The sequence below is a fragment of the Acinetobacter sp. ANC 3903 genome, assembly GCF_002135315.1.
Taxonomy (GTDB): Bacteria; Pseudomonadota; Gammaproteobacteria; order Pseudomonadales; family Moraxellaceae; genus Acinetobacter.
In genome coordinates this window covers 89,362-114,472 of record NZ_NEGA01000003.1, presented here as the reverse complement: position 1 = coordinate 114,472, position 25,111 = coordinate 89,362, and the positions used below count along the sequence as shown (strand labels likewise).

The 25,111-nt window shown below is 41.5% G+C and carries 26 protein-coding genes; 10 read left to right on the top strand and 16 right to left on the bottom strand.

Annotated features, from left to right (window positions below):
- The first annotated feature begins 89 nt into the window (after positions 1-89).
- From B9T29_RS03070 to B9T29_RS03055, 4 genes are all read left to right on the top strand, one after another.
- Positions 90-1,499, top strand: a complete 1,410-nt coding sequence (locus B9T29_RS03070) for an FAD-binding oxidoreductase (RefSeq protein WP_086174510.1) — start codon at positions 90-92, stop codon at positions 1,497-1,499.
- A gap of 110 nt (positions 1,500-1,609) precedes the next feature.
- Positions 1,610-1,990 carry a hypothetical protein gene (locus B9T29_RS03065; protein WP_086174509.1) on the top strand — a complete coding sequence of 127 codons (381 nt, stop codon included), beginning with the start codon at positions 1,610-1,612 and terminating at the stop codon, positions 1,988-1,990.
- A gap of 96 nt (positions 1,991-2,086) precedes the next feature.
- Positions 2,087-3,496, top strand: a complete 1,410-nt coding sequence (locus tag B9T29_RS03060) for an AbiH family protein (RefSeq protein WP_086174508.1) — start codon at positions 2,087-2,089, stop codon at positions 3,494-3,496.
- A gap of 249 nt (positions 3,497-3,745) precedes the next feature.
- Positions 3,746-4,975 (top strand): MFS transporter, encoded by a 1,230-nt coding sequence (locus tag B9T29_RS03055; RefSeq protein WP_086174507.1) that lies wholly within the window; start codon positions 3,746-3,748, stop codon positions 4,973-4,975.
- A gap of 75 nt (positions 4,976-5,050) precedes the next feature.
- Here the strand turns inward: B9T29_RS03055 and B9T29_RS03050 are convergent, their stop codons facing one another.
- The 5 genes from B9T29_RS03050 to B9T29_RS03030 all read right to left on the bottom strand — a co-directional run bounded on the left by B9T29_RS03050 (position 5,051) and on the right by B9T29_RS03030 (position 10,354).
- Positions 5,051-5,347 (bottom strand): DUF3817 domain-containing protein, encoded by a 297-nt coding sequence (locus tag B9T29_RS03050; protein WP_086174598.1) that lies wholly within the window; start codon positions 5,345-5,347, stop codon positions 5,051-5,053.
- A 121-nt stretch (positions 5,348-5,468) separates the two neighbouring features.
- On the bottom strand, positions 5,469-7,619 hold the full coding sequence (gene yccS, locus B9T29_RS03045; RefSeq protein ID WP_086174506.1) for a YccS family putative transporter: 2,151 nt from the start codon (positions 7,617-7,619) through the stop codon (positions 5,469-5,471).
- Positions 7,620-7,785: 166 nt separating this feature from the next.
- Positions 7,786-8,334, bottom strand: a complete 549-nt coding sequence (gene sodC / locus B9T29_RS03040; RefSeq protein WP_086174505.1) for a superoxide dismutase family protein — start codon at positions 8,332-8,334, stop codon at positions 7,786-7,788.
- Positions 8,335-8,450: 116 nt separating this feature from the next.
- The gene (locus tag B9T29_RS03035) at positions 8,451-9,578 is read right to left on the bottom strand and encodes an AI-2E family transporter (protein ID WP_086174504.1); all 1,128 of its coding nucleotides are present in this window, start codon (positions 9,576-9,578) and stop codon (positions 8,451-8,453) included.
- 131 nt (positions 9,579-9,709) lie between these two features.
- Positions 9,710-10,354 (bottom strand): ParA family protein, encoded by a 645-nt coding sequence (locus tag B9T29_RS03030; protein ID WP_086174503.1) that lies wholly within the window; start codon positions 10,352-10,354, stop codon positions 9,710-9,712.
- A gap of 119 nt (positions 10,355-10,473) precedes the next feature.
- On the opposite strand from B9T29_RS03030, the gene B9T29_RS03025 reads away from it, so the two are divergent.
- Positions 10,474-10,941 (top strand): Holliday junction resolvase-like protein, encoded by a 468-nt coding sequence (locus B9T29_RS03025; RefSeq protein ID WP_086174502.1) that lies wholly within the window; start codon positions 10,474-10,476, stop codon positions 10,939-10,941.
- Positions 10,942-11,330: 389 nt separating this feature from the next.
- Here the strand turns inward: B9T29_RS03025 and B9T29_RS03020 are convergent, their stop codons facing one another.
- Complete coding sequence (locus tag B9T29_RS03020) at positions 11,331-11,951, bottom strand: class I SAM-dependent methyltransferase (protein WP_086174501.1); 621 nt, start codon at positions 11,949-11,951, stop codon at positions 11,331-11,333.
- A gap of 174 nt (positions 11,952-12,125) precedes the next feature.
- Between B9T29_RS03020 and B9T29_RS03015 the strand changes: the two genes are divergently transcribed.
- Positions 12,126-12,686, top strand: coding sequence for a hypothetical protein (locus B9T29_RS03015; RefSeq protein WP_086174500.1), 561 nt, complete (start codon positions 12,126-12,128; stop codon positions 12,684-12,686).
- A gap of 98 nt (positions 12,687-12,784) precedes the next feature.
- A complete protein-coding gene (locus tag B9T29_RS03010) occupies positions 12,785-13,129 on the top strand; it encodes a protease inhibitor I42 family protein (RefSeq protein WP_228146548.1) in 345 nt (114 codons plus the stop codon).
- A gap of 133 nt (positions 13,130-13,262) precedes the next feature.
- Here the strand turns inward: B9T29_RS03010 and B9T29_RS03005 are convergent, their stop codons facing one another.
- Complete coding sequence (locus tag B9T29_RS03005) at positions 13,263-13,595, bottom strand: HopJ type III effector protein (RefSeq protein ID WP_086174498.1); 333 nt, start codon at positions 13,593-13,595, stop codon at positions 13,263-13,265.
- 153 nt (positions 13,596-13,748) lie between these two features.
- Here B9T29_RS03005 and crcB point away from each other — a divergent pair, with 153 nt between their 5' ends.
- A complete protein-coding gene (crcB, locus tag B9T29_RS03000) occupies positions 13,749-14,129 on the top strand; it encodes a fluoride efflux transporter CrcB (RefSeq protein WP_086174497.1) in 381 nt (126 codons plus the stop codon).
- A gap of 105 nt (positions 14,130-14,234) precedes the next feature.
- Here crcB and B9T29_RS02995 read toward each other — a convergent pair whose 3' ends face one another.
- Positions 14,235-14,489 carry a type B 50S ribosomal protein L31 gene (locus B9T29_RS02995; protein WP_086174496.1) on the bottom strand — a complete coding sequence of 85 codons (255 nt, stop codon included), beginning with the start codon at positions 14,487-14,489 and terminating at the stop codon, positions 14,235-14,237.
- 107 nt (positions 14,490-14,596) lie between these two features.
- Complete coding sequence (locus B9T29_RS02990; RefSeq protein ID WP_086174495.1) at positions 14,597-15,895, bottom strand: ABC1 kinase family protein; 1,299 nt, start codon at positions 15,893-15,895, stop codon at positions 14,597-14,599.
- A gap of 212 nt (positions 15,896-16,107) precedes the next feature.
- Between B9T29_RS02990 and B9T29_RS16795 the strand changes: the two genes are divergently transcribed.
- The gene (locus B9T29_RS16795; RefSeq protein ID WP_086174597.1) at positions 16,108-16,176 is read left to right on the top strand and encodes a DUF1737 domain-containing protein; all 69 of its coding nucleotides are present in this window, start codon (positions 16,108-16,110) and stop codon (positions 16,174-16,176) included.
- A 106-nt stretch (positions 16,177-16,282) separates the two neighbouring features.
- Here B9T29_RS16795 and B9T29_RS02980 read toward each other — a convergent pair whose 3' ends face one another.
- The gene (locus B9T29_RS02980) at positions 16,283-17,641 is read right to left on the bottom strand and encodes an MATE family efflux transporter (RefSeq protein ID WP_086174494.1); all 1,359 of its coding nucleotides are present in this window, start codon (positions 17,639-17,641) and stop codon (positions 16,283-16,285) included.
- 36 nt (positions 17,642-17,677) lie between these two features.
- Positions 17,678-18,139: a DMT family transporter gene (locus B9T29_RS02975; RefSeq protein ID WP_086174493.1), complete on the bottom strand. Its 462-nt coding sequence runs from the start codon at positions 18,137-18,139 to the stop codon at positions 17,678-17,680.
- A gap of 124 nt (positions 18,140-18,263) precedes the next feature.
- On the opposite strand from B9T29_RS02975, the gene hemW reads away from it, so the two are divergent.
- A complete protein-coding gene (hemW, locus tag B9T29_RS02970; protein ID WP_086174492.1) occupies positions 18,264-19,418 on the top strand; it encodes a radical SAM family heme chaperone HemW in 1,155 nt (384 codons plus the stop codon).
- A gap of 130 nt (positions 19,419-19,548) precedes the next feature.
- On the opposite strand, the gene B9T29_RS02965 is transcribed toward hemW, so the two are convergent.
- The 5 genes from B9T29_RS02965 to B9T29_RS02945 all read right to left on the bottom strand — a co-directional run bounded on the left by B9T29_RS02965 (position 19,549) and on the right by B9T29_RS02945 (position 24,976).
- Entirely contained in the window at positions 19,549-20,139 is a 591-nt protein-coding gene (locus tag B9T29_RS02965; RefSeq protein ID WP_086174491.1) for a DUF4142 domain-containing protein, read from the bottom strand.
- Between the two features lie 395 nt (positions 20,140-20,534).
- Positions 20,535-21,494, bottom strand: a complete 960-nt coding sequence (locus tag B9T29_RS02960) for a hypothetical protein (RefSeq protein ID WP_086174490.1) — start codon at positions 21,492-21,494, stop codon at positions 20,535-20,537.
- Between the two features lie 137 nt (positions 21,495-21,631).
- Positions 21,632-23,455: an acyl-CoA dehydrogenase C-terminal domain-containing protein gene (locus tag B9T29_RS02955; RefSeq protein WP_086174489.1), complete on the bottom strand. Its 1,824-nt coding sequence runs from the start codon at positions 23,453-23,455 to the stop codon at positions 21,632-21,634.
- Between the two features lie 395 nt (positions 23,456-23,850).
- Complete coding sequence (gene aroE / locus B9T29_RS02950) at positions 23,851-24,639, bottom strand: shikimate dehydrogenase (RefSeq protein ID WP_086174596.1); 789 nt, start codon at positions 24,637-24,639, stop codon at positions 23,851-23,853.
- A gap of 130 nt (positions 24,640-24,769) precedes the next feature.
- Positions 24,770-24,976: a hypothetical protein gene (locus B9T29_RS02945; RefSeq protein WP_086174488.1), complete on the bottom strand. Its 207-nt coding sequence runs from the start codon at positions 24,974-24,976 to the stop codon at positions 24,770-24,772.
- Positions 24,977-25,111 lie beyond the last annotated feature (135 nt).

Below are 25,111 nucleotides of genomic sequence, written 5' to 3'. Positions count from 1 at the left end.
CAAGATGACATTTTCTTGTGAATCTTTTTACAAATGAATGCCCTATAGACCATCCACCACTTGTATATTTCTTGCTAGGTTTGCAAACGATGAATGCTCCAGTCGCTTTAACACCTGAGTTATTAACCCAATTGACAGCTATTGTGGGTGAAAACCGCATTAAAACAGATGCGGATAGCCTGCAAAATTGGGGTCGGGACCACACTAAACATTTTGACCCGAACCCATCGGTCATCGTTTTTCCATCTAGCACAGAACAAGTGCAACAGATTGTAAAACTTGCCAACCAGTTTAATGTGGCGATTACGCCGTCTGGTGGTCGTACCGGTTTATCTGCGGGTGCAGTTGCAGCCAATGGTGAAATTGTCGTTAGTATGGACAAGATGAACCAGATTCTTGAGTTCTTCCCGGCAGACCGTATGGTCCGTGTACAAGCGGGTGTAGTGACCGAGCAATTGCAAAACTATGCTGAAGAACAGGGCATGTATTACCCGGTAGATTTTGCCTCTTCAGGTTCTTCACAAATTGGCGGTAACATCGGCACCAATGCCGGCGGCATTAAAGTGATTAAATACGGCATGACCCGTAACTGGGTACTTGGTTTAACTGTAGTCACCGGTAAAGGCGACATCCTGCGTTTAAACAAGGGCATGATCAAGAATGCGACCGGTTATGCGTTACAGCATTTGTTCATTGGTGGTGAAGGGACTTTGGGCTTGGTGACTGAAGCTGAAATCAAGCTTGAACGCCAACCGCATGACTTGCAAGTGATGGTTTTAGGCGTACCAGACTTTGATGCGATTATGCCGGTACTTCACGCATTCCAGAACAAAATTGATTTAACTGCATTCGAATTCTTTGGTGAATTGGCCATGCAGAAAGTACTGGATAATGGTCATGTACAACGTCCATTTGAAACGGCTTGTCCTTTCTATGTGTTGCTTGAGTTTGAAGCGCCATTTGAACCGATCATGGATGCTGCGATGGAAATCTTCGAGCATTGCATGGAACAGGGTTGGGTACTGGATGGCGTAATGAGCCAAAACCTGGATCAAGTGCATAGCTTATGGCGTTTACGTGAAGATATCTCTGAATCGATCGCGCCATTTACGCCATACAAAAATGACATTTCAGTACTCATTACCCACGTTCCTGCATTTATTAAAGAAATTGATGCCATTGTTGCTGAAAACTACCCAGACTTTGAAATTTGCTGGTTCGGTCATATTGGTGACGGTAACTTGCACTTGAACATCTTGAAACCAGAGAATTTGTCTAAAGATGAATTCTTTGCCAAATGTCAGGTGGTGAATAAATACGTATTCGAAACCGTGAAAAAATATGACGGTTCGATTTCTGCGGAACACGGTGTCGGTATGACCAAAAAGCCATATCTTGAGTACTCACGTTCAGCAGAAGAAATTGAATACATGAAAGCTTTAAAACAGGTATTCGATCCAAACGGTATTATGAACCCGGGCAAATTATTTGATCTTTAATATTTGATCTAATAAGTTGTTTTTCGGTGACTACATAACTGTTATCGAGTCAGAAAAAAAGACATGGCATCATAGGTGCAATGTCTTTTTTTTATGGGGGAGATTTCCCAATGTTACGTTTACTCTCTACCTCTATAATTTGTTTGGGCTTAATGACCACAGGTTGTGCAACGACTAAAAAATTAGCGTCTAAAGTCAATTTAGGTTCGTCCGATACGCCTTTACAACAAGTCTTGAAAGAAAGACCTGACTTGCGTAAGAACTCGGCAACGGTGGAGATTCGTCAATTTTTTAATAGCGTAGAGTCGCCAACTGCTGCACAAGTAAAAGTGACTGAAACTGGTTTAAAGGATGATTCGATTCGCTCGATGCGTACCATTTATAGTTTTAAACTGGTGGATGGTGATTGGAAGAAGATTGATACTGAGAAGTCGTATCAATGTATGCGTAGCAAAAATACCAAGGCTTTTCAGAAAGCAAAATGTTCTTAATAAATCTTTGATTTATAGTTGAAAATTAGGCTGTAATGCTGCATAAAAAAGCGTATCGTTTGATGCGCTTTTTTGCGTTTTGGGGATACAGGAACAATGAATATTTTAATTGTTGGCAATGGCTTTGATTTGTCGCATTATTTGCCGACTAAATATGATCATTTCATGTTAGTTATGAAAGCAATTGAGAAAAAAGACTTAGATAAACCAATCAATGATGTTTTGTATTCTCCATTTGAGCATCCTATCCATTTAGTGACAAAATATTTTCAAATCTCTAAAGCTCTAGATAAAAAAACATACCAAATGGATTTTGATGAGTTGTTTTCTCAATTCAAGCAGCCTAAAGATATAGAATTCATTGGAAATACAAAGAAAAATTATGATGTATCAAATATCCATTTAACAAAAATACAAGTTCAAGAAATACAAAAACAATTGCAACAAAATGGATGGTACAGTTACTTTAAACATCATGTTCAAGAAATAAAAACTTGGATTGATTTTGAACAAAAAATTGAAGATGTCTTGGTTGTAGTAGCTCGTTGTATAGTTGATCTGGAATCAATGGATCATCGAGATAAAATAATAAATTATTTAAATAATAGGGGACAAAATAGTTTAAAAATAAAAACAAAGGATTTGGACACGCTAAACTTCTTTAACTTTACAATTAAAAATGAAGGAGTAATGATTCCTTTTAATCTAAATATGGATTTTTGTCATGGAAAGAATGTTAAAAATGGCTTTAGTTCTGCTGATTTTATGACTTTTCTTTATACAGAGTTAGAGAAATTTATTGAAATTTTTAACGTATATTTGGAAATTATTGTTGGTCAATTATCTCAAAGTAAAATGATAGATATTGATGCTGAATGGTCTTATCCTGATAAAATTTTCTCATTTAACTATACAAATACCTACCAAAGACTTCATGATGCTGTTGATGTGGAATATTTGCATGGTAGTTGTGGTAATGATCAAAATATCGTTCTAGGTGTTTCTGATTTAGAGAGTGAATCTTTAAAGAAAATAAAAGCTTACGGTTTTACCAAATATCAGCAAAAGCTTTTCAAAGATACTGACTTTCTTTTCTTAGATAAATATAAAGCTGAAATTCGAAAGGATAAAATTGAAATTGAAGCTTTAAAAAGGCAGGTTATGATGCCGTTGGGTGAAAGATATGTAAGAAGTTTACATGAGGTTTTAAGTGAAAAAGAAAGAGATCAATTTTTAAACCTTAATTTTTATATTTGGGGACATTCATTAGATATTTCAGATAAGGATTACATCATCGATTTATTTAGTTTAAATGATGATATGGATAGAAATGTAAGAGTAACAGTCTACTACTATGATCCAAATGCTAAATTTTCTTTACTCAATAATTTATTAGCAATTCTTAAGAAAGATAAAGTAGAACAATGGATGAAAAATAAGTGGCTACAATTTAAGAAAAATCCAGAAATTAAATTTGGTGAAATTATTTCGGAAAAAACAGCTTAAAGACAAGAAAAATGGTCTCTGCTAAAATATACCTACTCAACCAAGTAGGTATTTTTGTTTGAGCCAGATATATTTCACGAAACACTTTTATCTTTTTAGACACCTTGTGAATACGGTGTTTTAGGTCACTTATAAGCAAGTGCATTTTCCAAACTTTAATTTAAACACTCAATGCTTGCATTGGGCTGATGCATCTCTCCCTAAAAATAGTGCATAGCCCTTCAAGCCTAAAATATATGTAGAAAAACAATGCAAAAAGTTCAAACCGCCACCTTAAACCGTGCCACGCTGATGTTCCCATTGGCATTGGTGCTGTTTGAATTTTCCGTCTATATCGGCAACGACCTGGTTCAACCGGCCATGCTCGCCATTACCAAAGACTTTGGCGTAAGCAGTTCATGGGCGCCATCTTCCATGTCATTTTACTTGTTGGGTGGGGCATGTGTAGCCTGGTTACTCGGCCCATTGTCCGATCGACTAGGACGAAAAAAAGTTTTGCTGGCCGGCGTACTGTTCTTTGTACTGTGCTGCTTGCTGATTCTATTAACGAAGAATATTGAAAGCTTTTTAGCACTGCGCTTTTTACAGGGTATTGGTTTAACCGTTATTTCCGCAGTCGGTTATGCTGCCATTCAGGAAACTTTCGAAGAGCGAGACGCGATTAAAGTTATGGCATTGATGGCCAATATTTCCCTGCTTGCACCCTTACTCGGTCCTGTGGTCGGTGCTTTCCTGATTGATCATGTGTCATGGCATTGGGGTTTTATAGGTATCGCTTTTTTAGCTTTTTTAAGCTGGTTTGGACTGAAAGCCAAAATGCCCGAGAACAAAGTCAGCATCCCAAAACAGCCGCTTAGCTATATTCTGGATGACTTTAAACAGGTCTATAAAAACAAACGTTTTTTAGTTATGACTTTGGCCTTGCCGATGGTCAGCATGCCATTGATGCTGTGGATTGCACTGTCACCGGTCATGCTGGTGGAAGAACTGGGTTTTAGCAGCATGCAATATGGTCTGGCACAGTTTCCGGTCTTGGGTGGATTAATTGTCGGGAATATCGTGCTGATTAAAATTATCGACAAACTGGCGTTGGGTAAATCGGTACTGATTGGCTTGCCGATTATGCTGCTTGGAACCGTGGTTTTAATGGCTGGGGTGATCTGGCAGGAGTATCTGATCTGGTGCTTAATTGCAGGGATGACCTTAATTAGTTTTGGTGAGGGCATCAGTTTTTCGGTACTGTACCGCTTTGCGCTAATGTCATCGGAAGTTTCTAAAGGCACAGTCGCAGCAGCAGTATCCATGCTGTTGATGTTCAGCTTCTTTATTATTATTGAACTGGTGCGGGTGATGTATGAGCAATATCATTATTTGGCATATAGCGTGGCGTGTTTTATTCTAATCGCGCTGTGGTTTAGTTTCCCGCGAGTGACGCTTAAGCAGATTTTAAAAGAACGTAAACAGAGTGGCGCGTTTTAAACATTGAGGCCACACCGTCCTCTGCTTCAAAAGTGCAGCAGAGGAGGAATACGCTTTAAATTAAAGAAATAGTTTTTATTCAGCAATCGGCTGCTCAAAAGTCTTCAACTTGCGATCGAAAACAAAAGTGCCAAACGGTAAAATGGATGCAATTAAACCCAGAATAAACATGTAAATCGACCATTTCTGTTTTTCACATACCGTAAATAACACGATTAAAAACAGGATAAACAGTACGCCGTGCCCCATACCGACATATTTCACCAAAATTGGATTATCCAGCATATATTTCATCGGCATCGCGATGAAAAGAAGCAACAGAAAGGAAATACCTTCTAAAAGACCGACAATACGTAAAGTTTGGATATTCATGGTCATGCTTAAATCAATGAGAATGAACCTTGAGTGTACTTAATATTACTGCAGCAGTGAATCGAAACTTGATGTATTTATAAAATATATCAAATACTTATAACCAAGTGCTGAACTCGGGTTATTTGATCTCCTGCGTCCATAATTCGGTTCTCAAATTTAACAGTTCAGGCAGTGTTTCCAGTAATAGACTGATCTGTTTCAGTACCAGTAATAAATCTTCAGACAGGTTCTCTTGCGTACTCATCTGTTTAATTTCTTGAAGTTTATCTTGGATTTTATCTGTATCTAAAGGCTGCTGCTGTAACAGCACCGCGAATAAGGTGTCTTTACACCACAACATTAAATCCAGTACCTGAGTATCCTGAACCTGCTCACGATGGCTGCCCAAAGCAGAAACATAACTGAGCTGGCTGTGGCTATATACCAGATAACGAAAGGCGGAATGAATTAGCGCCTGATTCGGATTCGGTTCGGTACTTAAACTGGAAATCATGCTGGACAGTTCAATTTGCGCATTATGGGCGGTGCGACGTGCTCGACGGTAATCCAGACTGTTATTTTTACCGAACTGGTACTGCTTCACCACCGCATCAAAATAGTCCAAAGTGGCTTGGTTACTCTTTTTGATGGTGTTGGAAATATTGCGGAAGTTCCAGTCTGGCCAGATAAAACTGACCGCAAACCAGGCAATCAGACAGCCTAAAAGGGTATCGACAATACGTGGCAAAATAATGGCATAGCCCGCACCTTTTAAGTTGAAAATCAGCAGCACCATTAAGGTTGCCATCAGCGTCGCCATGGCATATTTTTTGGAACGTAAATAGAAAAAATACACCCCTGAAATAATGGTCAGAACCAGTTGTCCTTCGATACTCGGAACAAAATATAAAACTGGAATGCCGAGCAGCACTCCTAAAACTGTACCTAAAGTCCGCAGTTTTAAACGGCTCTTGGTGGCGAAATAACTGATCTGGCAGACAAATAAACTGGTCAGTAAAATCCAGTAACCATTTTTGGCAAAAGGCAATAAAGAGATGGCATAGCCGACTGCAAATACAAAGGCAATCCGTACAGCATGCCGGAACAGGGCAGAATTCGGTGTCAGATGCTGTTTCAGCTTGAGCCATAAATCCCGCACATCGTGAATATCATCATCCAGCAGGTTTAAATTTTCCTGATGCTGTAGATAGTTTTGACGATAATTATTTTGCTCATGACTTAAGTTAATAAATTGTTCCTGGATTTTTTTCAGGTTACGCAAAATCAGCAGCAGGTTTTTTACTTCCAGATTATGCGGGTTTTCCTCAATCCATAACTGAATCGAATTGTCCAGATTGGCTATCGCAATATCGGTGTCCGGATTGGCTTGATAGTGCTGATGGCTTAGAATATCGTGCGCCAGTTTTTGGCAGGATAGTGCATGCAGTTTGACATTCTTTTGAATCCGGAAAATCAGGTCGGTGCGGCTAAAGTTTTTATGGATATTTTCATAATGCAGGTAATTGGATGTCGCCTGCTCATGAATATCTTGCGCCAGAAAATACAGATTCAGCCAGTAAATGGTGTTTTTATTGGCACGTGACGCTTTTAAACGGGTGAGTAAGGATGCCTTGGTGGTATTCAGGCTTTGCACCACTTCACTGTTTTTTAAGGAAAGTTCATATAATAAGGGTTCAATATTATCGATATTGTCCGGGTCAAACAGGCGGGCTTTGGCCAGCAGTAATGCCGCAATGGCATTGAAATTGGCGGCTAGATTGTCCTGTACCGCCTGTGTGGGCTTAAGTAAATAAAAGATAATTGACGTCAGGCCATACCACAGCGCACCCAGCACAAAATAGCTCGACTGCTGATACCATTGGCTGTATTCACCGAGTCCAAACATGGTGTAAATGGACAGTAAAATGGTGCCGAAAGAAATGGTGGCATAACGCTGTCCCAGTGCGCCCATTAAAATAAAGCCAGCACTAGATAAGGATAAATACAGAATAAAAAGCAGTTTATAAGGATAAAGAAATTCAAGAATGCTGCTGACGCCGAAAAACAGCATGCAGACATAGACCAGATTGCGCAGACGGATACTTAAACGGTCATCAAAGTCGGTCAGGGCAGTGGCAATAGCCCCTAAAGTAACGGGCACGATCAATGCTTCATAGCCTAAAAAAAGCAGGCCTAGAGTGGTTCCGCTAAGAACAATAAAAATTTGCAGACAATAGATTAATATGGAATTGGATTTAAAGCGTTGCAGTAAATCTTTCAGGCTATTCACGATGTTCTAAAGATCAATTTTTTGTATAGATATAGCCTGAGCTTTTTTAGCGGTGCTGTCAATTTATGATCGTTAGCGTGGTTTTATTTAATCTTTTATTTTTAAGGCTATGACGAAAAAAGCAGACATTCAGCCTGCTTTTTCATTGTATGGTTTTGTGGGCAATTTATTGAATCACACCACAGGCAATTCGGTCTCCGCCACCGCCTAAAGGTTTAGGTTGATCTGCATAGTTGTCACCACCGGCATGGATCATAATCGCCAAACCTTGAATATCGGCCAGTTTTAAACGTGGTGCAACCAGATGCTCGGTGGATTTGCCTGTAGCATCTGCGGTGATCAGAGGTAAATCGCCCAGATGACCAGTGAGTGGCGTACCGTGATGTGGTGCATAATTGGGGTTGAAATGACCGCCGGCGGCAATGGCTGCGCTCATTTTTCCATCTTTTTCCGCTGGGCCGCAGAAACCTTTTTCATGAATATGAAAGCCGTGAGGACCGGGTGGCAGATTGCGTAAATGGGTATTGAGAACCAAGCCATCCGGACTATCGAGCAATTCTACCGTTCCGATGATTTCACCTATACCTTGGGCAGTGACTGCGTTGACCGTTACGCGTTGACCTTTATGTTCATCTGTTGGCATGTGGCCAGCACATCCGGCCAAAAATATTGCACCCAGTATGGCAAGTGTAGCGTGCTTAAATCGTATTTTCATGACTCAAAGCATCCTGATCTTTTTTATAATTAGCATCATTGAAGCAAAGTAAAAGATGCAAGACCACCTGCTTTAAGTAGTGGAATGTATAAGTTTCTTAACTTAGGCTTGCCGGCTTAATTGGGGGGGCGCGTTTCATCATCAATATCATGGGCAAGAGTGGCTTTAGGCATCATTAAACCTTCAGTTTCATTGGTTTCATGCAGCCATTCACGCCAGATTGCCAGTAATACTGCCAGAATCACCGGGCCGACAAATAATCCCACCATGCCAAAGCTGGCCAGACCACCCAGTACCCCAAACATAATCAGCAAGAACGGAATCTGGGTAGCTCCGGAAATCACCAATGGACGGATCACGTTATCGGCGGTACTGACAATACACACGCCCCATGCCATCACCCCAATCGCCTCAACGGTTTGTCCCTGAGAAAATAACCATAGCGAAACAGAAGTATAGGCAACTGGAGGTCCAAAAGGAATCAGTGCCAACAGGAAGGTGATAATGGTCAGTACCATCGGATTAGGCACACCGGCAACAAAATAGCTGATGCCTGCCAGAAACGATTGGGCAATGGCAGTCAGTCCTACGCCATAAACCACGGCACGTGTGGTTTCGGAAATGGTCTCTAAATAATGATGAATACGCGGACCAATGACCATTTCCAGGGCTTTGCTGACCTGATTTAAAATGGTGTGACCATCACGGTAGAAGAAAAATAACGACATTACGGCAAAGCAGAGCTTGATTATATTTTTACTGACTTCATTTAGTACTGCTTTCCCGTAATTTAAGTGACCTTGAATCCACAAAGAAACTGACTGAATGGTGCTGTTGGGATCCTGATTGATTTCTCTTAAGGAACGGGAAATTTCTTTGCCCACAATCGGCAGCTGGCGAACAAAGTCAGGAACATTCAGATGACCAGAAAAAACCTGTTTTTGTAATTCGTAATAAAGGTTTCGTCCTTCATGCTGCAACATAAAAATAGCAAAGATAATCGGTAAACCCAGTACCAGAACCACAGAAAGAATCATCACTGTGGCGCTCAGGGTCGGACGCTGTCCGCACATGCGTAATACTGACTGATACAGCGGCCAGGTGACATAGGCAATAATTGCCGCCCAAACTACAGGGACAATAAAATATTTGAGTACATTAAAGCTCAAATACATCAGGATGAAAAAGAGTCCAAATAATAAAACTTTTTGTAATGTGGGCGCGTAACGTTGCACTGAATTCACTGACTACTTCCTTAGCTCGGAGTTCATCTTAACCGAAAAAAAAGCTCCCGAGAACGAGAGCTGGGCAAGTTGTGATGAATATTTATTGCGCGCTTAAATTCAGGCTTCCTCGTTGCATCCTCTTGATGGCATTAAAACCAGGCGCTGGGATCATCAACAATCGCATTTAACAGCGGTTGCCATTGATCTTGCATAGCCAGATAGTTTTTTTGTGTTTTATCAAAAATACTCAGTCCCTGCATGGCCAGCTGGGCATAGGCCGTTCGCTCGGAAATCCAGGCTACGGGTTGCTGTTCAATTTTCTGGAAAAAATCCTGTATATCTTTGGAACTGGCAGTGTTTGCTTTCATCCGGTTAGCCAGCAGTAAAAGCTGTACCTTCCCTTTACGGATGCGTTTAATATCCTGTAAATGTTTCAGGAAACGACGGGTACTTTCAATATCAAAGAAAGACGGCTGCAATGGGGTAATAATGGCGTGTGCTTCACTGATCAACTGTTCAGCATGCTCGCCAGAGAGGGCCCCAGGTGCATCAATAATTAAATATTCGATATTTTTAGGTACATCGCCAATTGATTTTTCCTGACGCCAGTCCAGACTTTGAATAGGAGCCGCCTCTTGCGGTCGTTGTTTCAACCATTGCAAGGCCGATTTTTGATTATCGGCATCGGCAAGTGCGACTTTATACCCCTTTTGTGCCAAAGCGGCAGCCAGATTAATTGCAGTAACGGTTTTACCGCATCCACCTTTTTGATTGGCAATTAAGATAGTTTTCATGACCCTGATGATTTTATTCTGCTCAGTCCTAGCATATCATTGTTTGATGCAGTGAATATGACTCGGGACAAAAGTCTTAAGGCATAAGTAGCGGTAATTTTTGAAATTAAGGAAAAATAATGTCCATTTGGATGGCAATGCTGATTGGGGCGTGTATTGGTGTGGTGCTTACCACCATGATTTTAAGCAATACCCGGAATGGACGTATTAAAGCAGAGTATGAACAGTACATTGCGGAACTGGAGCTGGAGCATCAGCAGGCCTTGGCGCATGCGCAAAAGCGTAGTGTCAATACCAGCCGTGCGGTGCTAAAAGGCAAGATGGCAGAGCAGCTGGCGCCGATTATGCCCCAGTTTCAATATTTACCCAGTGATGCTAAATTTTTGGGTGATCCGGTCGATTATGTGGTTTTCGATGGCTATACCGACCTGCGCGATGGTGAAGGCAGCCCCGAAGATATCGAGGTGGTGCTGATTGACATTAAAAGTGGCGGCGCACGTCTAACCAAGGGGCAACAGGCAATTGCTCAGGCCATTCGAGAAGGGCGGGTACGTTTTGAAACGGTACGCATCGATTTTGAGGATTAACACCGTGATGATGACTGTACGAGGTTGAATTCAACATTATTAGATATTTGTCATAAGTCAAAAAATGCTCAACAATATTAGATTTTTTAAATCAGCACTGCCTCATATTTAATTGATTTTATTTTGATACCTTTGTGTAGGCAATATCCCTACTTTTGAAAGGTCAAAATGAGGATCTCAAAATATATTTTGAGTCCGAAAGAAAAACCTTTTATTTCCCATACACGACTTCCTGAGCTAGTTTTAAGCACTGCTTTAAAATGCAGCGCAAGGGATGGGAAATGTGTGGCATCCATGCCACATTCATGAATCCACTACCACTAAAATCTATTTTTAATTTTGGTAGTCTGAACAACTTATAATCATTGAAAATGATTGATGAAAGAGGTTTATTGTTTTTGCACACGGGCAAACAGCATGCGCTGTGCAATGCCAGGAACGCCGGCTGCATCCAGGTAATGTTTTTCCTTAAAGCTGAAATGTGCATCTATTAAGGCTTGTTCAATATTACGGTTGAGATGACAGCCATCTGCCAGGCGTTTTTGAACGGGTGTCAGCAGGTTTTGCAGATGTTGCAGCATCGGTCGGTCAGACAGCACATGTTCGACCAGGTGCAAAGTTCCGGTCGGCTTGAGCACGCGATGCAATTCAGCCAGGGCCTGATCCAGATGTTCAATACTGCAGAGTGTCCAGGTACTGACGATATGCTCAATGCTATTGTCGGCAAAAGGCAGTTTTTCTGCACTGGCCTGAACGTGCTGCACGTGAATGGTACTTTCATGGACGCGTTTGATTGCGAGCTGATAAATATCGGCATTCGGTTCCAAAGCGTAGAGCGTATCGACATTTTGATAAAAAGGCAGATTAACCCCGGTACCAAAGCCAATTTCCAGTACTTCGCCAGCAATAGGTAATAGCAGTTCACGGCGCTGATCCATCAGGCTGGGTGTTTGCATGACTTGATTAAGTAAATGCGGAAAAATATGTTGTTGGTAAAATTTATAAATCATTGATCACTTAATTTTTCTTGCTTTATATCGTTTTATTTTAACCAAAATTCGGGTCGAGGAATAAGACAAAAAAGTGACTGAATATATCTATATTGTTACCAAGTCCATATAGTTATTTAAGTTTACTGATTTAAGATTAAGTTAGAAATCAAGAAATTTGTTAGGGGCATACAGATGATCAGAGCAATATTATTCAGTACTTTACTTGCAGCCAGTATGTTGCAGGTGAGTGCGAGTGCCTCTGTCGATCATAATATTTCCAAAGGTTTGGCTCCGCTATCTAAAGACCAGTCGATTAAAAAATTGCAGTCCTTTAAAGGGGATTTTCGTATTTTGGGTTCGAAAATCTATACCAGCGATGAACAAGCCAAATTTTCGCCGATTGATTATGCTGTGAGCTGGGGGCTGTTTGCCGAGCCTGAAATTGCACGACATATATCGGTCAATCAATATGACCGCTTTTTAAACTGGAAGATAGATCGCCTGCCTGTACCTGCCGAGCAAGCCATGCAGATGGTGTCGAATATGCACATTATTCCTGCCAACCCTCAGATTGCCAAACAAATTAAACATGTAAAACGTGGAGATTTGGTGCGGCTAAAAGGTGAGCTGGTGGAAATTAAAGACAAGAATCTGGTATGGACTTCATCTTTAACCCCAACCGATACGGGTGATGGCGCGTGTGAACTGTTTCGAGTCAGTTCGATTGAATGGATTGAACGGGTTAAAGGTTAATTAGTTTCCCTAAGAAGAGGGTTAAGAGTAAATTGATGAAAGTTTTAGCGCTATGTTTTGCGGCAGTAATAGGGGTTAGCTTGGTGGGGTGTAGTAGCATGAGTCCAACGATTGATGGCAAAACCCATGTTTATTCTCTGGAGCAGCAATGTCCGACTTTGCTGGAAATGACCGTGGGACAAACCTTGGAACTCACCTTGCCGGAGAATCCAACCACAGGCTATATCTGGCAAGTGGCCCAGCCGCAAAATATATTAAAAGTTGAAGAAATTTATCAGCAAGACCCGATCAAAAGCCAACAACCGATGCTGGGTGTAGGCGGTAAAAAACTGTTCCTTTTTACTGCGCTGCAACCGGGTGAAGAATGGATTCACGTGAAACATGGCCGGCCTTGGGAACAGAACGCAATTGATGAGTGGCGTTGTCGGGTCAGAATTTCCTGATTTAATTTTTTTAGATTCCTTTGGGAAAAGGGGGATTTATTGATTTTCTAAATTCCTCCCGACCTCCCTTTTTGAAAGGGAGGAGTAAAAAGCCCGCTTTATTAAAGCGGGCTTTTTATATTCTAAGAGTAACTTATTTTGCTGTTAAAGCCTGACCTGTAAACTGAATGCCATCCCAGCCATTTTGCATGAACTGGCGAATGTTCTGGTGGTCTGTGGCTTCAGGGGTTGCCAGTACGGCAGCATAATGTTCAGCAAACAGGCTTAGGGTTTGGGCCTGATCTAAACCATTGAGTTGGGCAAAAGAAAATACTTTAGCACTGCCTTGATTTTCCGTTGCAGCATTGGCCTGTTGGCCATTTTGGAATGCTGTTGCGGTGTGGTTATAACGTGCATCAATGTACGCAATCACGTCTGCAAATTTGATTTCACCTGCTTGAAGCTGTGCCAATAAATCCTGAGCCATAATTTCCTCAATTCATAGAAAAAAGTTTAAAAACCACGTGACTATAACAATTTTTACTGCGGCATTTCATTACTATTTCAGCTCATTTGTGCGGTATAGTGAATAAAGCATTTATACAATATTGATCTTTGACTCGATAAAACTGGAACAAATATGAATTGGCTACTGGTAGCTTTAGGGGGAGCGGTTGGCGCAAGTTTGCGTTATGGGGCAGGGGTATTTCTATTTAAACCGAGCAGCGGATTTCCGTGGACAACATGGTGGATCAATATCTTTGGCTGTCTGTTTGCCGGTATTTTCTTTGCCTATAGTCAGAAATTTCCTGTTTTGCAAAATGAAGCACGCCTGTTTTTGATGGTCGGTATTTTAGGCGGCTTTACCACCTTTTCCAGTTTTGGTCTGGAGACTTTCCAGTTATTAAAGCATGGCCAAATCGCCTTGGCTTTGGGTTATGTCATTTCCAGTGTGATCACTGGGGTGATTGTTTTGGCTATGGGTTTTTATCTGTTTCAGTGGCTGCTACATAGCAGATAAAACCTGAAGATCAATTATAAAGATAAAAAGAAGCCCAAGCTGGAGGAGAGTGCTTGGGCTTTTCAAGTCTTAAGATTAGCGTTGAAATCTTAAAATAATATGAAGTTAATGTGAGCGTTTGAAACGTGCAAAACGTTTATTAAAGCTTGCTACACGGCCTTCATTGCTGGTTTGACGTTGTTCACCGGTATAAAATGGATGAGAGGCGCTGGAAATATCCAGGGTAACATAAGGATAGGTCTGGCCTTCATGTTCACGGGTCTGGGGTGGTTTTAATGTGCTGCCAATTACAAAATAGACATCTGCATTGGTGTCGTGGAACAGCACGGGTTGATAGTCTGGGTGGATATCTGGACGCATACATTTCTCCATTGCATATTTTAAATTTAAAGAAATGTTATAACATAACAATTAAATATTCAAATAAAACCCGGTGACAATTTGTTAACCGGGTTTATGGTTGGTCATTAGACGCGAGGCGGCACCAGCTCCTCAAATAAATCACTCAGGTTATCATTCACTTTTAAATGAATTAAGTTCCAGTAATGTCCAGAAACTGTGCGGTTGACCATCAGGGTATCTGGTGAAGGCTTAAACACATCCCAATATTTTAACGATGGTTTGAGCAGCTCGACACCATCATGATGGGCTGAGTTTTTGGCAAAATCATAACGTGTGGTGAGTGGACGCATTAGCACTTCCAGCCACTGGCGATAGAGGTCTTCAGGGAACTTGCCTTGTGTGGTGAGGGAATGCAGGTCATCCAGCTTTTGTTCCATTTCAGCAATGTTGCCTTCACGGGCTGCATTAATCAGGGTCTTGAAATTCGAGACAATTTCGGTAGAAAGGGTTTTAACACCGCCGTAGTCGTAAATAATCACCGTTCCATCTTCACGGAAGGCAAAGTTGCCTGGATGCGGGTCACAGTGGAAACGTTTCAGATAGAAAATCTCCTGACCAATGGCACGGAACAAACGGCGTCCCAGTTCATTACGGGTATCTTGAGACCAAGTACTGGCGGTTTCCATGCTTTCGCCATATTCCATGCTTAAGGTTAAAATATGCCGTGAGGAATAGTCGGAATAGACTTGGGGAATAATAATCTTGCTGTCTAAAGTTTCATGGAAGGTACGTGCAACTTGCAGATTTTGCGCTTCAATCTGATAGTTGAGTTCGTTATCCAGACTTTCCTGAATTTCATTGAACAGTTGATCCTGCAATTTACGGTCAATTTTCAGTACACCCATTAAACGTAAGGCCAGACGAACCTGTTTCAGATCACTTTCGCAGGCCTCATCTACGCCCGGATATTGCACTTTGACCACCACCTGTTGACCATTGGGCAAAGTGGCTTTATGTACTTGGCCAATAGAGGCCGCAGCAAAAGGCTGTTCATCAAAACTTTTAAAGATTTGAAGAATGGGTTTACCCAGTTCTTTTTCCACTTGTGCTTTAATTTCGGCAAAAGGCATGGCAGGGGCCTGACGCTGTAATTTACTGATGGCACGGGCCACTTCAGGCGGGAAGATATCTTTATATTGTGAAGCAATTTGCCCCACTTTCATGACAGCACCTTTCATTTCGCCAAGCGTATCGGCAATCTGCAAACCGATATCCTGAAAAAGTTTACTGCGCGAGGCATTTTTTTGTTCTTCATCGGCATTAAAATTTTTAATGGAATTTGAGACTGTTTTGGTTGCAATACTTGCCGTCATACTGGCAAGTTTCATAAAGCGACGACCGGGTGTGCTAGCCGTTTTTGCCATGCGAGATTCCTCGAAGATCATCATCAATGATATGTCTCTGATCATAGGCGACAAATGGCAAACTGCCTAATTTAAATTGTTAAGGTTTTGTTTGTATTTAATTTTCATTTGAATTTTTAGCTATTTTGAGAGAGTTGCGGTAGATTTTCTTATCCCACGGTACACTTGAAGCAAATTAGAATAATGCCTGGGTTTAATACATATGATATGTGATGAAAATTTATCGTTATTTAACAGGCAAAGATAATGTGCATTTTTGTACTCGAGTGACCAAGGCTTAAAAGATGCGATGGTTGCACAGCAGTAAGTAGTTAACTAAAAAGTGAAAACCTTAAAAAAGCGAAGTCAAAACTTCGCTTTTTTATGAATGAATCGCTGGTTTGTGAATTAAAGCTGCTGCACTAAATGTTTATTGTTCATATATAAACGGGTCAATAACAGTACACAGGCCACAGTTAAACCGACAATCAAGCCAACCCAGACCCCAGCAGCCTGCATCTCGGTGAAGCGTGCCAGATAAATTCCGACTGGGAAGGCAATCACCCAATAGGCAATCATGGTAATCCACATCGGGCCTTTGGTGTCCTGCATGCCGCGCAGGCAACCTGCCGCACTGACCTGCCAGGCATCCATCAGCTGATAAGCCATGGCAAATAGCAACAGATACAGCGCGACTTGAGTCACGTCATAATTTGAAGTGTAAATAGAAACAATTTCTGGCCGGAAAAACCAGATCAGCGCCATGGTGGCGATGGCAAACACAGTGCCGGTGGCCAATCCCAGATATTGAACCTTATGCATCGCCTGCCAGTTTTTTTCCCCATAATAGATGCCGACACGAATGGTCAGCGCAATGGCCAGTGACATCGGAATCATAAACAGTTGTGAGGTGACGGAAATGGCAATCTGGTGCGCTGCCACCAGAGTTTCACCCAAAGGGCTGAGTACAATGGCGGCGGTACTGAAAATACTCACTTCAAAAAAGATGGCCAAACCAATCGGAAAACCGAGTTTTAAAATGCGCTTGATCCAGTAAGGATTGATTTTTTCAAAGGCTGCAAAGGGCTGGGTTTTAGCATAAGCCTTGCCTTTAAACACATAGATGGCCAAAGCGATAAACATCAGCCATTGCAAAATAGAGGTGGCAAAGCCACAACCTGCTGAACCTAATTCAGGAATCGGCCCCAAGCCATACATGAAAATAAAGTTAAGCGGTACCAGAACAACTAATGCCACCAGACTAATGGCAGTCACAGGGCGTGGATGACCCAGCGCTTCCGAATAGCCACGTAGCGCTGCAAACATGGTTACGGCAGGCATACCTAGGCCAATAGCATGCAGGAATAAACTGGCTTTGGGCAGCAAGACTTCAGGTACACCCAATACAGGTAGCAAGAACGGCATGATTTGTAAAATCAGCGCAGCGATGATGCCCAGAATCAATGCAATCCACAGGGATTGACGAGCAATGGTGGCAATTTTTTCAGGTGTACGTGCGCCGTTGGCTTCAGCAACCAAAGGTGTGGTGGCAATCATGATGCCGCTGAACAGCAGCATGACCGGAATCCACAAGCCTACCCCGACAGCAATCGCAGCAAGATCAACCGGAGATAGATGTCCGGCCATAATGGTATCAATCAGTCCCAGACCGGCTTGGGAAAATTGAGTCACCAAAATTGGAATCATCAAATGAAAAAGTTGTTTTAATTCATAACGAGTCGTAGTAACCGACGAGGCATTAGACACAAAAAATACTCATCATGTGCTTAGAATAATGAGGTGTTAGCGTTGTAAAGTGAGAAGCACACCAATAAAAATCACTACGCCACCTAACAGGCGTTGCCAATGGATGGGTGCTTTTTCTGTTCCGAGTAAACCAAAATGATCCAAAACCATTGAAGTGAGCAGTTGACCAAAAATAATTAAACCGGACAGGGTTAGAAAACCGAGTTTGGGAGCGGCATAAATACTGAGGCTAATGGCATACACGCCCAGAAATCCGCCCAACCATAAATACCATGGCAGTTGCACAAAAGTTGCAAATCCCGGTTTTTCTACCGGCTGAAAAAACACCAATATGGCAAGCAGTATTGTACCCATCAGAAAAGATAAAAGGGCAGCTTGTAAGGGTGAATTTAAATATTCTCTTAACTGGCTGTTGATTGCAGTCTGAAAGGTCATGGCGATACCAATCCCCAGAGTTAGGGGCATGAGCAACAATAACTGAGCAGATATTTTCATCATTCTAACAATTTAATTCTTCTGTAGTTTTTTCTAGTGTACTGATATTCATTGTGAGATTTTATCGGTGTCCTGATGCAGTCATGTTAAAATATGCATCTTCCTTTACCCATTTCGAGCTTGTTCCTTGGCTGAATTAAATCCTGCATTGGTTCCTTTATCTTTATACATTCATATGCCATGGTGCGTGCGCAAGTGTCCATATTGTGACTTTAACTCGCATGCGGTACCGGATGGCAAGCTGTCTTTGGATTTGGAACAGCAATATTTACAGGCTTTGGTCGAAGACTTTAAAACCCAGGTCGATTTTGCCCAAGGGCGCGAAATTCATAGCGTGTTTATTGGTGGAGGCACGCCGTCACTGATTTCTGCCAAAGGTTATCAATGGTTATTTAGCCAGTTAAAAGCACTGATTCCTTTTGAAAATGGCTGTGAAATTACTTTGGAAGCCAATCCGGGAACGGTAGAACATGATCCCTTTGCGGGATATTTAGCGGCCGGGATCAACCGCCTTTCGATTGGGGTACAGAGTTTTAATAACGATCACCTGAAAAAATTGGGGCGTATCCATAGCAATGATGATGCAGTCAATGCTATTCATTTAGCCCGCGATGCCGGTTTTGAACGAATCAATGTCGACTTGATGCATGGCTTGCCAGAACAGACTCTAGAACAGGCCCTAAATGATTTAAAACTAGCAGTGGAAAATGGCGCGACCCATGTGTCGTGGTATCAACTGACCATTGAGCCGAATACGGTGTTTTTCCGGACCCAACCAGTTTTACCTGTAGACGATGTGCTGGAAGATATTCAGGAGCAGGGCGAGGCTTATTTAAAAGCCAACGGTTTTGTGAATTATGAAGTATCGGCCTGGCGTAAGGAAAAACCATCGGCACATAATTTAAATTACTGGCAGTTTGGCGATTACTTGGCGATTGGAGCAGGGGCGCATGGCAAAGTGACCCAACCTGACGGCGTGTACCGTTTCCAGAAAACCCGTTTGCCGAAAGACTATTTGGCCAAAGTTCCGGCTGAGCATTTGCAGTTTAAACGCATAGAAGATGAAGACATGCCGTTTGAATTTATGATGAATGCACTGCGTTTAAATGAAGGGGTAGATGCCAAGCTTTATGCTGGGCGTACCGGTTTAAATCTGGAAGATTTAAATGAGCTTTTAACTTCATTGCGACAACGCAAGTTAATGGTTGATGATCCACAGCGACTTTCATGTACCGAGCAAGGACATGTGTTTTTAAATTCAGTATTGGAAGAGTTTCTTTAATCTTCAAACTTGACGTAGATGAAGTTATTTAAAAAAATAGTGTGAGACATAAAAAAAGTATTCACCAGCCTAGCTTACTGATGCCAGGCTGGTTAGGAAGGTATGATTAAATAATATACTGAATTTTATGCTATTTCATCTTTGCAACGATTTGTTCAGCCATTTGCAAATGCTTAGCCACCGCGGTCCGGGTTTGTGTAAGCATATTTTTTAATTCAGAATTTTTAGCATTTGGCATTAATTGCTTATCAATAGTCATTAGAACTTTACGATGTACTTCAACTTGACTCATCATATAGTCTTTATCAACTGCTGATGAATGATTCAGCTTATTCACAATTTTACTGCTGTCATTTTGCAATGATGTACTGATATTGCTCGCTTGTGGCGTTAACTTTAGACGACTTGCCAAAGCCTGACCTTTTTTCTCATTCGATGAATGTGCATTAATCATCAACTGGGCATACTTACGGGTTTGATCCATTTTTAGCTTGGGCAAGGCAGTTTTTGACTGCATGATCTCACCGCTATTCGCGGTGCTTACCACCTTGATCACTTGACTATCGGTTAAACGCTCATGAGCATCGTGCGACATTTTAGAATGAGTTTTGCCATCATTCGTTGTTTCATGCTCCATGGCCATACTTTGAGAGGCAGCGAAACTTAATACACCACTTACTGCCACACAGTGAATCATCTTCTTCATTGTAATTGCTTTCATATTGGCAACCTTCAAAGTTTATTATTTAAATTCGCCTTAATAAGATAGGCTCCTTACATTAAAGGCAGTGTAAAATTTCAGTAACTTTGTGGGATAAATATATAAAATGGTGATGGCTTTAAGCAAAGACAATAGGCTATTTGTTTATGTATTTGAGAGTAGCACGCCACATACAGAAAACAGGCGCTATAGTGTACTATCTGAATATGATAAGAATTAATCATAAGATAGTACCTTTTACCTTAATGGTGATTATATGAAAGTTATTAAGTTAAATTTTCATTATTCGAGAGCGTGTTGAAGTCAGTATTTTAAAATAAAAATTTCATCCTGATTTTTATTTGATCGACTGTAAAAATAACCTGTAAATATTTAAGCTTCATAGAATTTATCTTCTAAATTTTAATTTTCATTCTATAAATACGGCCTAAGAATTGGCCGCTATTGCCTATACTATATAAAACGTAGAGTTGCTGGTTTTGACTATCGACCGTCAAGCCTTCTGGCTCCCAATATTGAATGGCATGACTGGATGAAGTTTCAAAATGCCCCAGTGTCACGGCATCCATTTTTTGAAGCAGTTTGCCTGCGAAGTCATACACATAGATTCTCTTTGGGCCTTTATTTTTATTTCCGCTTAACAGGTAGATATAAGTTCCATCTGTGCTCAGACCCTGAAATGCACACCGATCCTGAGTGAAACCTGCATCAATCAGCCATTCATCTTCATATAGAAAACGAAGATCAGTTAAGTTTTTTTGGGTGATTAAATCTAATTTAAAAATGCGGATCAAATTAGATTTATGGTTATTGCCGCGTACCAGCAGATATTTTCCATCTGGTGTGATTGAGGGCATGGTATTGGTAATTTTATTGTATCTTTTATCAAATACTTGAATAATCTGAGTATTCATAAGTTCTGCATTGGGCATATATTGAAATTTTAAAATATACCAGCCTTTATTGGGAATGCCGGAGCCAGCAGAGGCAAACATAAAGTCACTCTGTGGATCGATGCAAATGCCTTGATGACCTACAAGCGGAGAGGGTTTTTGCGCATCCTGTGCCGACCATAAGTTGGAACTGTTTAGCTTAAATCGATTAATCACGCCCTGTTCTGGATGGCCCTCGACATGAGTGGTGTATAAAAATTGATTTCGGTGATCGAGCGCCAAGCCTTGAACAATATGATAATTACCCAGTCCTGTTCTGATCAGGGTAATCGGTTGGGCAGCATCTCCTAAGTTGGCAGGATCAGGAGAATCAAACTCTTGCTCGAGATGACGGGCATCCAAAGGGATAGTTGCACTATATGGCTGATAAAAGCGACTGAGAATGGAAAATAATTTTTTCATCTAACAGGTCACCGGATTAATTTTTTATTATTTTATGCTGTTCAAAACCGCTATGACATTGAGATTATTGTAGTGAATAAAAAGAGCGCCGTAGCGCTCTTTTTATTTATTTTAGAATTTGAACTTCACTTTGGAACTTAGTAATCAAAGCTAAAGTGTTCAGGTGCTAGTGAAGTCATGGTCTTGGATGGGTTGACCATTGCTTCAGCATGACCTTGAGTACGTGGCAGGATACGTTCGAAGTAGAAATCAGCAGTTTTGATTTTCGCTTTGTAGAACTCTGGCACTTCCTGACCTTCACCAGAAGCAAGTTTTGCAGAAGCAACGGCTGCTTGCTGCGCCCAGAAATAAGCCATCATCACATAACCAGAGAACATCAAGAAATCAACCGAAGCTGAAGATACGATGTCACGATCTTTACGTGCAGCAAGCATGATGCGAACGGTGAGTGCGTTCCATTGTGCGCAAAGCTTGGTTAAATCCCAGGCAAAACGACGCATGTATTTGTTACGTGCATGCTGGCCACAGAATTTCAAGATTTCAGCAGTGTACTCACGAATCACTTTGCCTTTAGAGGTTAACAGAACTTTACGACCAATCAGGTCAAGTGCCTGCACACCGGTGGTACCTTCATACAGGGTAGAAATCCGTGAGTCACGAACAATCTGTTCCATACCCCATTCTTTGATATAACCATGACCGCCATACACCTGCATACCGTGGTTGGCAGCTTCATAACCCAATTCCGTCAAGAAACCTTTCAGGATAGGCGTGTAGAAACCTAAGTGGTCATCATGCGCTTCATATGCTGCGGTATCACCCTGCATTAAAGCATCCGCCATTTTGTCGGCAAGTTGCGCAGCATAATAAATCATTGCACGACCACCTTCAGCAATCACTTTTTGAGTGAGGAGCATACGGCGCACGTCAGCATGGTGAATGATCGCATCAGCTACTTTTTCAGGGTCTTTCTTACCTGAAAGGGCACGCATAGACATACGTTCTTTGGCATAAGGCAGTGCGCCCTGGAAAGACAATTCTGCATGTGCAATACCTTGAATCGCAGTACCGATACGTGCAGTGTTCATGAAGGTGAACATGGCATGTAAGCCTTTGTGTGGCTCGCCAATCAGGTAACCCGTTGCATTGTCAAAGTTTAATACAGCAGTCGCTGAAGCGCGGATCCCCATTTTGTGTTCGATTGAACCACAGCTTACAGGGTTGCGCTCACCCACTGTACCATCAGCATTTACCATGAATTTTGGCACGATGAATAGCGAAATACCTTTGGTACCTGCAGGAGCATCTGGAAGGCGTGCGAGAACGATGTGAATGATATTTTCTGTTAAATCGTGTTCGCCGGCAGAGATGAAGATTTTAGTCCCTGAAATGGCATAGGTACCATCTGCCTTTGGTTCAGCCTTGGTTTTAACCTGGCCTAAGTCCGTACCACATTGTGGTTCGGTGAGGCACATCGTACCTGACCATTCACCAGTGACCAGGTTAGGCATATAGGTATTTTTTTGTTCTTCACTACCAAACTGAAGAATGGTATTCATACAGCCGACACTTAGACCCGGGTACATCTGGAAGGCCCAGTTTGCAGTACCCATCATTTCTGATTTGATCAGGTTTAATGATTGAGGCAGGTTTTGACCGCCAAATTCTTCAGGGAAAGAAAGACCTTGCCAGCCGCCTTGAACGAACTGGTCATAAGCTTCTTTAAAGCCTTTTGGTGTTTTTACTTCACCATTTTCAAAGTGACAGCCTTCTTCATCACCCGATTGGTTTAAAGGAGACAGGATGTTTTCACAGAAATCTGCAGCACCTTCAAGAATCATGTCTACAGTGTCAGCATCTGCCGCTTCACCATTTGAAAGTGTTTTGTAGTGTGCCGGGTAATCAAGCACTTCGTTCATTAAAAAACGAATATCATGCAAAGGGGCTTTATAAGCTGGCATAGTGTTAATCCTAATTTAGAAATAGTATTGGATTATTCGAATCGATAATTTGATTATTCACATTGTTGATAAAAATACATTGATGATGCAGCCTCAGAGAAATGTCAGAAAGGCGAATTGAAGAGCTTATGATCCAACTTGATGTTTAAATAAATTATAGGGTCTGGTAGGATTTTTTGCGCATGTTATTTTTGATTTTTTACATAAAAATATAATTAAATGATCATGTTATTGGGGTTTTATAAATAAAGATAACGAATTTTTATTCTTATAATAAGGAATATTTATAAAAGAATATGAATGTCATAAAATCCAATTGAAAACCAGTTATGCTGATAAAAACTGAAAAGAAGCAGAGGTTTACTTCTTTTCAATTAGTTTATTAATACCATTTATTAAAGAAAATCTTTGAGTTCAGGCTTGACCCCGTTCCAAATCGAGAAAGATTCGATCGCTTGTCCAACCAGCATGCCATAACCTTCTGAAGTGGGAACACCGCGTGCTTTGGCTTGATCTAAAAAGCTGGACGGCTTGCCATAGGCCATTTCATAGGCATGTTTAAATTGAAGACTTTCAGGTAAAACCAGAGCATCACCGCTCAAACTTGCCGAAGTGGCATTAATGACAATGTCAAAATCACCGGCCAGATCTTGCAATGAAATGGCTGCAAGAGTGGCTTGAGGAACTGCTTGTTGTAAATCGGCCACCAGTTGTTCTGCACGGGCTAAAGTCCGGTTGGCAATCACGATTTTTTTTGCACCTGCCTGTACCAGAGGGTAGATCACCCCGCGGGTTGCACCGCCCGCACCAATAATCAGCAATTCGGTATCTTCAAGTTTCCAGTCTAAGGCCTTGATGGCATCGACCAGACCTTGACCATCGGTATTGTCGCCATACAGCTTGCCATCCTGCATCCATAGGGTATTGACTGCCTTGGCAATTTTGGCACGCTCTGTTAATACCACACATGCTGCAAAAGCCTGCTCTTTGAAGGGTACAGTCACGTTCATACCCATACCGCCCTGAGCAAAGAATTCCTGAATATTGGCTTCAAAGCCATCCAGTGGAGCAAGACGTTTGCTATAGACAAGATCAATACCGGTTTTTTCTGCAAAAGCATGATGCAGTTCTGGAGAGCGTGATTGTTCGATTGGATTGCCAACCACTGCGAATTGTTTGCTCATTTCACAAGGTCCGTGTGCGGAAATGGCATTCAATATACGTGATTTTTCCCCCAGGCTAAAGCCACTAAGGAAAGGAAAAACGGCAAACAAGGAAGAAGGGGGATTGTTAAAGTGGTAAAGTTAAATCCTGTTAAGGATTACAAATTTCATGCACTCGGTCTTCAAGCCACATGGCTGCAGTAAAAAACAAGGCAAAACCGGCAAATATGGTAAAGCTAATCGATAAGCTATCGGCAAGGGTGCTGTCTGAAAGCAAGGTAATGCTGATCGAGCAGACCATCAGGGTTATAATCGACCAAAATAGAATGGCCTTGTGATTTAGAATCATATTAAGCATAGTTTTATCTTCCTTCAGCATGAATTATTGTATTTGTGCATGCTGTGCATATTCGCGATGATGGTGAATTGAATGATTCAGTCTAAACGAATTTTGTGACATATTAGCGTCTGGTGCTGTAAGGAAATATGTCAG

Excerpts from the sequence above, each read along its gene's own strand:
- B9T29_RS03070 (WP_086174510.1), top strand. The coding sequence starts at position 90 with ATGAATGCTCCAGTCGCTTTAACACCTGAGTTATTAACCCAATTGACA.
- B9T29_RS03065 (WP_086174509.1), top strand. The coding sequence starts at position 1,610 with ATGTTACGTTTACTCTCTACCTCTATAATTTGTTTGGGCTTAATGACC.
- B9T29_RS03060 (WP_086174508.1), top strand. The coding sequence starts at position 2,087 with ATGAATATTTTAATTGTTGGCAATGGCTTTGATTTGTCGCATTATTTG.
- B9T29_RS03055 (WP_086174507.1), top strand. The coding sequence starts at position 3,746 with ATGCAAAAAGTTCAAACCGCCACCTTAAACCGTGCCACGCTGATGTTC.
- B9T29_RS03050 (WP_086174598.1), bottom strand. The coding sequence starts at position 5,347 with ATGAATATCCAAACTTTACGTATTGTCGGTCTTTTAGAAGGTATTTCC.
- sodC (WP_086174505.1), bottom strand. The coding sequence starts at position 8,334 with ATGAAAATACGATTTAAGCACGCTACACTTGCCATACTGGGTGCAATA.
- B9T29_RS03030 (WP_086174503.1), bottom strand. The coding sequence starts at position 10,354 with ATGAAAACTATCTTAATTGCCAATCAAAAAGGTGGATGCGGTAAAACC.
- B9T29_RS03025 (WP_086174502.1), top strand. The coding sequence starts at position 10,474 with ATGTCCATTTGGATGGCAATGCTGATTGGGGCGTGTATTGGTGTGGTG.
- B9T29_RS03020 (WP_086174501.1), bottom strand. The coding sequence starts at position 11,951 with ATGATTTATAAATTTTACCAACAACATATTTTTCCGCATTTACTTAAT.
- B9T29_RS03015 (WP_086174500.1), top strand. The coding sequence starts at position 12,126 with ATGATCAGAGCAATATTATTCAGTACTTTACTTGCAGCCAGTATGTTG.
- B9T29_RS03010 (WP_228146548.1), top strand. The coding sequence starts at position 12,785 with ATGAGTCCAACGATTGATGGCAAAACCCATGTTTATTCTCTGGAGCAG.
- B9T29_RS03005 (WP_086174498.1), bottom strand. The coding sequence starts at position 13,595 with ATGGCTCAGGATTTATTGGCACAGCTTCAAGCAGGTGAAATCAAATTT.
- crcB (WP_086174497.1), top strand. The coding sequence starts at position 13,749 with ATGAATTGGCTACTGGTAGCTTTAGGGGGAGCGGTTGGCGCAAGTTTG.
- B9T29_RS02995 (WP_086174496.1), bottom strand. The coding sequence starts at position 14,489 with ATGCGTCCAGATATCCACCCAGACTATCAACCCGTGCTGTTCCACGAC.
- B9T29_RS02990 (WP_086174495.1), bottom strand. The coding sequence starts at position 15,895 with ATGGCAAAAACGGCTAGCACACCCGGTCGTCGCTTTATGAAACTTGCC.
- B9T29_RS02975 (WP_086174493.1), bottom strand. The coding sequence starts at position 18,139 with ATGATGAAAATATCTGCTCAGTTATTGTTGCTCATGCCCCTAACTCTG.
- B9T29_RS02965 (WP_086174491.1), bottom strand. The coding sequence starts at position 20,139 with ATGAAAGCAATTACAATGAAGAAGATGATTCACTGTGTGGCAGTAAGT.
- B9T29_RS02960 (WP_086174490.1), bottom strand. The coding sequence starts at position 21,494 with ATGAAAAAATTATTTTCCATTCTCAGTCGCTTTTATCAGCCATATAGT.
- B9T29_RS02955 (WP_086174489.1), bottom strand. The coding sequence starts at position 23,455 with ATGCCAGCTTATAAAGCCCCTTTGCATGATATTCGTTTTTTAATGAAC.
- aroE (WP_086174596.1), bottom strand. The coding sequence starts at position 24,639 with ATGAGCAAACAATTCGCAGTGGTTGGCAATCCAATCGAACAATCACGC.
- B9T29_RS02945 (WP_086174488.1), bottom strand. The coding sequence starts at position 24,976 with ATGCTTAATATGATTCTAAATCACAAGGCCATTCTATTTTGGTCGATT.